The 5,700-nt window shown below is 56.6% G+C and carries 3 protein-coding genes and 4 pseudogenes; 4 read left to right on the forward strand and 3 right to left on the reverse strand.

What is annotated here, in order from left to right; translation table 11 throughout:
- The 3 genes and pseudogenes from AC1DO7_RS38760 to AC1DO7_RS38770 form a co-directional block, all read left to right on the forward strand.
- Window positions 1-311, forward strand: a pseudogene (locus AC1DO7_RS38760) (acetyl-CoA C-acyltransferase); the annotation flags it as partial.
- A gap of 143 nt (window positions 312-454) precedes the next feature.
- Window positions 455-645: pseudogene (locus AC1DO7_RS38765) on the forward strand (FAD-binding protein); the annotation flags it as partial.
- Between the two features lie 118 nt (window positions 646-763).
- The gene (locus AC1DO7_RS38770; protein ID WP_441622597.1) at window positions 764-2,434 is read left to right on the forward strand and encodes an MFS transporter; all 1,671 of its coding nucleotides are present in this window, start codon (window positions 764-766) and stop codon (window positions 2,432-2,434) included.
- Window positions 2,435-2,540: 106 nt separating this feature from the next.
- Here the strand turns inward: AC1DO7_RS38770 and AC1DO7_RS38775 are convergent.
- Both AC1DO7_RS38775 and AC1DO7_RS38780 read right to left on the reverse strand, forming a co-directional pair.
- Window positions 2,541-2,695 (reverse strand): annotated as a pseudogene (locus AC1DO7_RS38775) (IS256 family transposase); the annotation flags it as partial.
- 137 nt (window positions 2,696-2,832) lie between these two features.
- Window positions 2,833-4,209: a pyridoxal phosphate-dependent decarboxylase family protein gene (locus AC1DO7_RS38780; protein WP_441622595.1), complete on the reverse strand. Its 1,377-nt coding sequence runs from the start codon at window positions 4,207-4,209 to the stop codon at window positions 2,833-2,835.
- A gap of 846 nt (window positions 4,210-5,055) precedes the next feature.
- On the opposite strand from AC1DO7_RS38780, the gene AC1DO7_RS38785 reads away from it, so the two are divergent.
- The gene (locus AC1DO7_RS38785; RefSeq protein ID WP_441622593.1) at window positions 5,056-5,388 is read left to right on the forward strand and encodes a hypothetical protein; all 333 of its coding nucleotides are present in this window, start codon (window positions 5,056-5,058) and stop codon (window positions 5,386-5,388) included.
- Window positions 5,389-5,419: 31 nt separating this feature from the next.
- Here AC1DO7_RS38785 and AC1DO7_RS38790 read toward each other — a convergent pair.
- Window positions 5,420-5,700, reverse strand: a pseudogene (locus AC1DO7_RS38790) (TetR/AcrR family transcriptional regulator); the annotation flags it as partial.

Raw genomic sequence — 5,700 nt, forward strand, 5'->3', positions numbered from 1 at the left:
GTCCCGTGCCTGCAGTTCAACGCCTGTTTGCGCGCACCGGATTCTCGTTTGATCGGATCGATCTTGTCGAACTCAACGAGGCGTTCGCCGTTCAGGTGCTCGCGGTCCTCAAGGGGTGGAAATGGAACGATCAAGAGCGGTTGAACGTCAATGGCTCCGGCATTTCGCTCGGCCACCCTATTGCCGCGACTGGGGTGCGCATGCTGGCTACGTTGCTGCATGAGCTGCGCCGCCGCGGAGCACGTTACGGCTTGGAATCAATGTGTATCGGCGGTGGGCAGGGCATGGCAGCAATCTTCGAGGCCGTGTAGAGACGCGTGCCTCTCGAGGTGTGAACAGAGGAGTGAGATTTTGAAAATACATGTCCCAATCAAGCCGGTGGTCGACTCTGATGTAAAGGTCCGCGTGATGGCGGACGGCGTGGGCATCGACCTCGCCAACGTCAAGATGGCGCAAATTCGTCGAAGCGCAGCTTTACGTGGCAGTTGGCATCTCCGGCGCGATCCAGCACCTGGCAGGCATGAGGGGCGCCAAGGCGTTCGTCGCGATCAACAAGGTCCCGATGCGCCCATCTTCTCCGTGGCCGACTATGGCCTCTGCACGGATCTGTTCGAGGTCGTCCCCGACCTAATGGTGCGCCTGTGAAATTTGGTGCATAGCACACGCCGCGCGTCGCGGACGGGCCCTGAGGTTCCATTCAAGTTGTATTTACGGCGCAGAAAAAAGCGCCCTAGCCCACCCTAGATTTTGGAGACAAACAAACATGAGCAATTCCGCAGGTATGGAGGGTAGCCTCGAGCGGACAGGTTCCGAGCCGGCCCCGATGGCACGCGCGATCTGGTCGGCTTCGATCGGGACGGCCTTTGAATGGTATGAGTTCGCGCTATATGGCTCCTTGGCGTCCGTGCTGGCCCAGAAGTTCTTCTCGGGCGTCGACGCCAATACAGCTTTCATTTTTGCATTGCTGACGTTTGCAATCGGCTTCATGATGCGACCTTTGGGCGCACTTATCTTTGGCCGAATTGGCGACAGGATCGGGCGCAAGCGCACATTCGTCGTGACGATAAGCATGATGGGCCTAGCGACCGTCGGCGTAGGGTTGCTTCCGACATATGCAACGATCGGCATCGCCGCCCCGATTGCGTTGATTTGCATGCGCGTGTTTCAGGGGCTCGCGGCGGGCGGTGAATATACGGGCGCACTGACGTATGTTGCCGAGTACTCTACTGGGCGCCAGCGTGGCCTCAATATGTCGTGGACGACTGCATCGACTACCGCTGGCCTACTGATGTCGTTCCTCGTTATCCTGGGTGCCCGGGAGATCTCCGGCAGCGCCTTCGATGTGTGGGGGTGGCGCATACCGTTCGTCGGTTCGATCTTGCTGTTGGCTATTTCGCTCGGCCTTCGTCTGAAGATGAAGGAATCGCCCGCATTTGAGAAGTTGAAGGCCTCGAGAAAACTATCTAAGGCGCCCATCAGGGAAGCGTTTCTCGACCCTGTGAATTTGCGCCGCATCGTCGTAGCCTTCGCGCTCTGTGCAGGCATGACTGCGATGTACTACATGGCGGCCCTGTATCCGACCTACTTTTTGACGCAGACGCTGAAAGTCGATCCCAAGACCGTCAATACCGTGGTGCTGTTGGCGACGGCTGCCTGCCTACCTGTATTCCCCTTGTCGGGATGGATCTGCGATCGCATCGGACGCAAGTACTCGCTGCTCATCGGCTTCATGGTGACCGCGGCGATTGTAATGCCTACTTACAAAGGGCTGGCACATTACGCCAATCCGGCACTCGCTTCAGCGCAGGCGAACGCACCGGTCACTCTGCAGACGAATCTGGACAGCTGCTCACTGATGTTCAATCCGGTTGGCAATCGGAAATTTACGTCACCATGCGACGTCTCAAAACAGCTACTGTCTAGTGCCGGCATCAGTTATTCGCTGGCGGAAGCCCCTGTCGGTGGGGCGACAATGATTCGGGTTGGCAGCGGCATTGTCGAGGCGTACGACGCAGCCGGCCTCTCCGCGGACGAGGCCAAAGTGCGGAGCACGGGCATGTCTACCGACCTGCGAAAGCTCTTAATTGATCAAGGCTATCCAGAGAGAAGCGATCCTTCCGCGTTCAACGGCATCATGGTCTTTCTGCTGTTGGTAATCTTCTTTAGCTTCGCGATTCTGTCAGTGATGACAGTGGGTCCGGCGCTTGTCGAGATGTTCCCGACGCGAATTCGATACACGTCGATGTCGGTCCCGTACAACCTGGCCACGGGCTGGGTTGGAGGATTGCTACCGACCTTCGTCTTTGGGATATCAGCGCAGACCGGCAGCATCTTCTCGGGCCTTTGGTATCCGATCTGCTGGACGATTGTTTCGCTACTGGCTTTGATCTTCTTCAAGGAAACGCGCGACATCGACATCACCGCCCAGGATTGAGAGACTTGGGGCACCTGAGCACGACGCATTCCGGGGCCTGTCAGTTTCTTTGTGCGCAGGACAGTTAAAGGCTCACCATCATTTCGTCCGGTGAGCCAGCATTATCTCAACAATGTGGATGTGTGAACCGTTCCTCGTAGAGGATCCCAAACTGGTTCATGGCAGCCTTCCAGTCATGCGTTGAATTGCCCCACTTCCCGGTGATGTTGCGCAGGGCCAGCCACAGTAGCTGGTCGCCGCCTCATCGCTGGGGACGTTTCCGAAGGGGTAGCGAGACTCCCCATGCGGCGAAAGAACAACGTTGGATTTGACGCGAAGCGGGCGCAATGTGCAGCGTGTCTTTGGCTGCTATGAATGAGGCTGTCCTCTCGCCGCGCCATCCTCTTTGCCCTAAGCCGTCACCCTGGCAGGGAACTCTTCACGGCCCGTACTATGGCTTGAACGCTGAGTTCGACGTCTGCCTCAGTAGTTGCCCAATTCGCAACGCTGATGCGCATTGCGGGGCGGCCTTGCCACAGCGTCCCCCCACACCAGCAGACGCCTTCAGCCTGGAGCGCATTGATCACTGCTCGCGTCGCCTCGGGCGATCCAAAGGATACGAGCACCTGATTAAGCACGACATCATTGAGTATTTCGTATCCGTGGCTCGAAAGACCGTCAGCGAACTGCCGTGCAAGGCTGCAAAATTGTCCAACGAGATCTGAAATGCCGTCGCGACCGAGGTGCAGCAACGCAGCCCATATCTCGACGCCGCGCGCTCGTCTGGAGGATTCCGGTGTGTAGTGGGAGGGTTCACGCCCATCCTCGACGCCCTCTGATAGGTACGCCGCACTCGCTGACATTGCTGCCCGTAGATCCGCTGCGTTTCGAACAAGGACGATGCCACTATCATAAGGAACATTGAGCCACTTATGACCATCCGTCGCCCATGAATCTGCCTCAGCCAAGCCGGCTGTCAACGCACCGAAATCCCGATTCGCAAGTGCCCAGAGACCGAAAGCACCATCAACATGGACCCAGGCACCGAACTCTCTTGCACGACGACAGACTTCCGCCGCCGGATCGAAGTCACCGGTGTTCACGTTACCAGCCTGGATGCAGACAATTGTACGGCTATCGAGCGCCGGCATACTATCGACTTTGAGCCGCCCGCGGCGGTCAGTCGGGACCCGAATAACACGTTCGCGTCCGAGGCCGAGTAACGAAAGCGCCTTTAACACCGTCACATGAACTTCTTCACTAACAACAACGCGGAGTTCGGGCGCGCCATAAATTCCTTTAGCTTCCACGTCCCAACCCAAACGCGAAAGAAGCGCGTGGCGTGCGGATGCCAGCCCGGTAAGGCTGGCCATTGACGCGCCACTGACAAACGCCCCTGCGACTCCTTCTGGCATACCGAACAATTCGCGTAGCCATTGCAACGACACGTCTTCTAGAGTCGCCGCAATCGGAGAAGTCCATCGGAAGCATGCATTCTGGTCCCACGCCGTCGCAAGCCAGTTCGCCGCAACGGTAGCTGGCAAAGCACCGCCTATCACCAGGCCAAAATAACGTCCACCTACGGTGGCGACAGTCGCAGGAGATCCGATCTCATCGAGGCGCCGTAGGACTTCGATCGAGTCAACGCCTTTTTGCGGTAGTGCATGCCTAAGTTCGTCGAGACGGCGTATGGCCTCGGGTGAGGCTATTACCGGCCGACTTTTTACTGACTGCAAATATGATGTAGCTCTTTCACAGGCGGCTTGCAAAACTCTGTATACCGACGAGTCTTCCATAGAAACTCCATATCTTTCCGGTGTACTAGACGCGCGCGTTTGATTCTGGCGCCGTTTTCTGCGCCCCTGGCCTCAACCACCGTTCCGTCGCACTGACATTGGAAAAGCGCTTGAAGAAGGATACGGGAAATACAAGTAGCTACCCGGCAGCGTCCTATCTATTTAATGCTTGCGCCGCGAGCATGTCGGACAAGGCGCAGCAACCAACCCGCACACGACTCCAAGTACTCGTCAGCTTTTCGCCCTGGGTATCGAATGCCTAGTTTGATTGTCAACTCTTGCCCGTTAAACCACGACTCCACTCCCTCCAAGGCTTCGTCATCATCAAGCATGTTTTTCATGTTCTCTGAATGCCTATTATTCTGTATTTGCTCATGACCGGCATGCACAATCTGCTCCTAGAAATCATCGGCCGCCGTTGATGCGGCTTGAGGGAGAGAGGAATACTGTTAGGTGGAATGTCTAGTTCTAGGCTCAGAGTTTGGCGAAACTCTGGCCAGAGGTTGGCGATGCCATATTGCCTAGCCATCTATTGGAATATGTTTTCGCAGGCTATGTACGGCTGCGGTACGAACGAAGCCACGAAAACTGCAGTATCGACCCCAGCACAAAAATACCCAGCCACGCCGCAAGCGCGCCACGTACGATGGGGGACTCGGGACCACTCGCTATGGGATGACTAGCCGGTAGCCGCGTCAGCGTCTCATTGATCCCGGGGACTAACAACAGAAAGAAGCTGAACGTGAATGCGAACTGGGAAAGGTATCGCCGTGCACCACCCAAGAACCCTATCCGCGGAACGAATAGGCCGCCCAATACCGCAATAAGTGCCGCGATACCCAGTGCGTGGCCAACATTGAAGCCGCCTGTACTGGACAAGCCAAACGATGTGAGTACCGAGACCACCATTCCGGTCAAGTAGATCTTGGCGGACTGGGTAGTGCTCTCAATTCTTTGGTATCGGGCGAAGCTATAGAGACCCGCAGCGAAGGTCGCCAAGCTGAGAATGGTGTGACCCGCGCCCAACGCGGAAATGGGATGAGGCATAGGACAATGACTCCTTCTGAAGGTAAAGCCCTGATCGCCGTAACGCTGGCGGCTGGACGAATGCAGGGCGGCAATTATTGTTTCCCAAACAAACAACCGACTAGTTGGTCGATAAAACAACTCAAAAAATGAGCGCCGTAGCGCCCGCCTCCATGAGGGATGCTCAACTCAACGCGCTCAAGCGACCAATTGCCACTCGCGAAATGGCCTGAAACGAGTCCGCGTTGCCCAAGGCCCGTGCGGTCAACATCGCACCGTGTACCGTAGACATAAAGGTCTGAGCCTCGACAAACGCGCTGTCGCACAGCTTGAACTGAGACCTTGCCACCCCACTGTCCAGAACTGTCGCTATCCAAGTCGTCAAGTCGTCGAAATAACCTCTAACCTGATCCACGATCTCTTGCGGGATCATGGGCAATTCTGCGGCGAGCATGGCGCAAATAC

It is taken from the genome of Cupriavidus sp. 05N40 (genome assembly GCF_056397305.1).

Coding starts and splice junctions, on each gene's coding strand:
- AC1DO7_RS38770 (WP_441622597.1), top strand. CDS start 764: ATGAGCAATTCCGCAGGTATGGAGGGTAGCCTCGAGCGGACAGGTTCC.
- AC1DO7_RS38780 (WP_441622595.1), bottom strand. CDS start 4,209: ATGGAAGACTCGTCGGTATACAGAGTTTTGCAAGCCGCCTGTGAAAGA.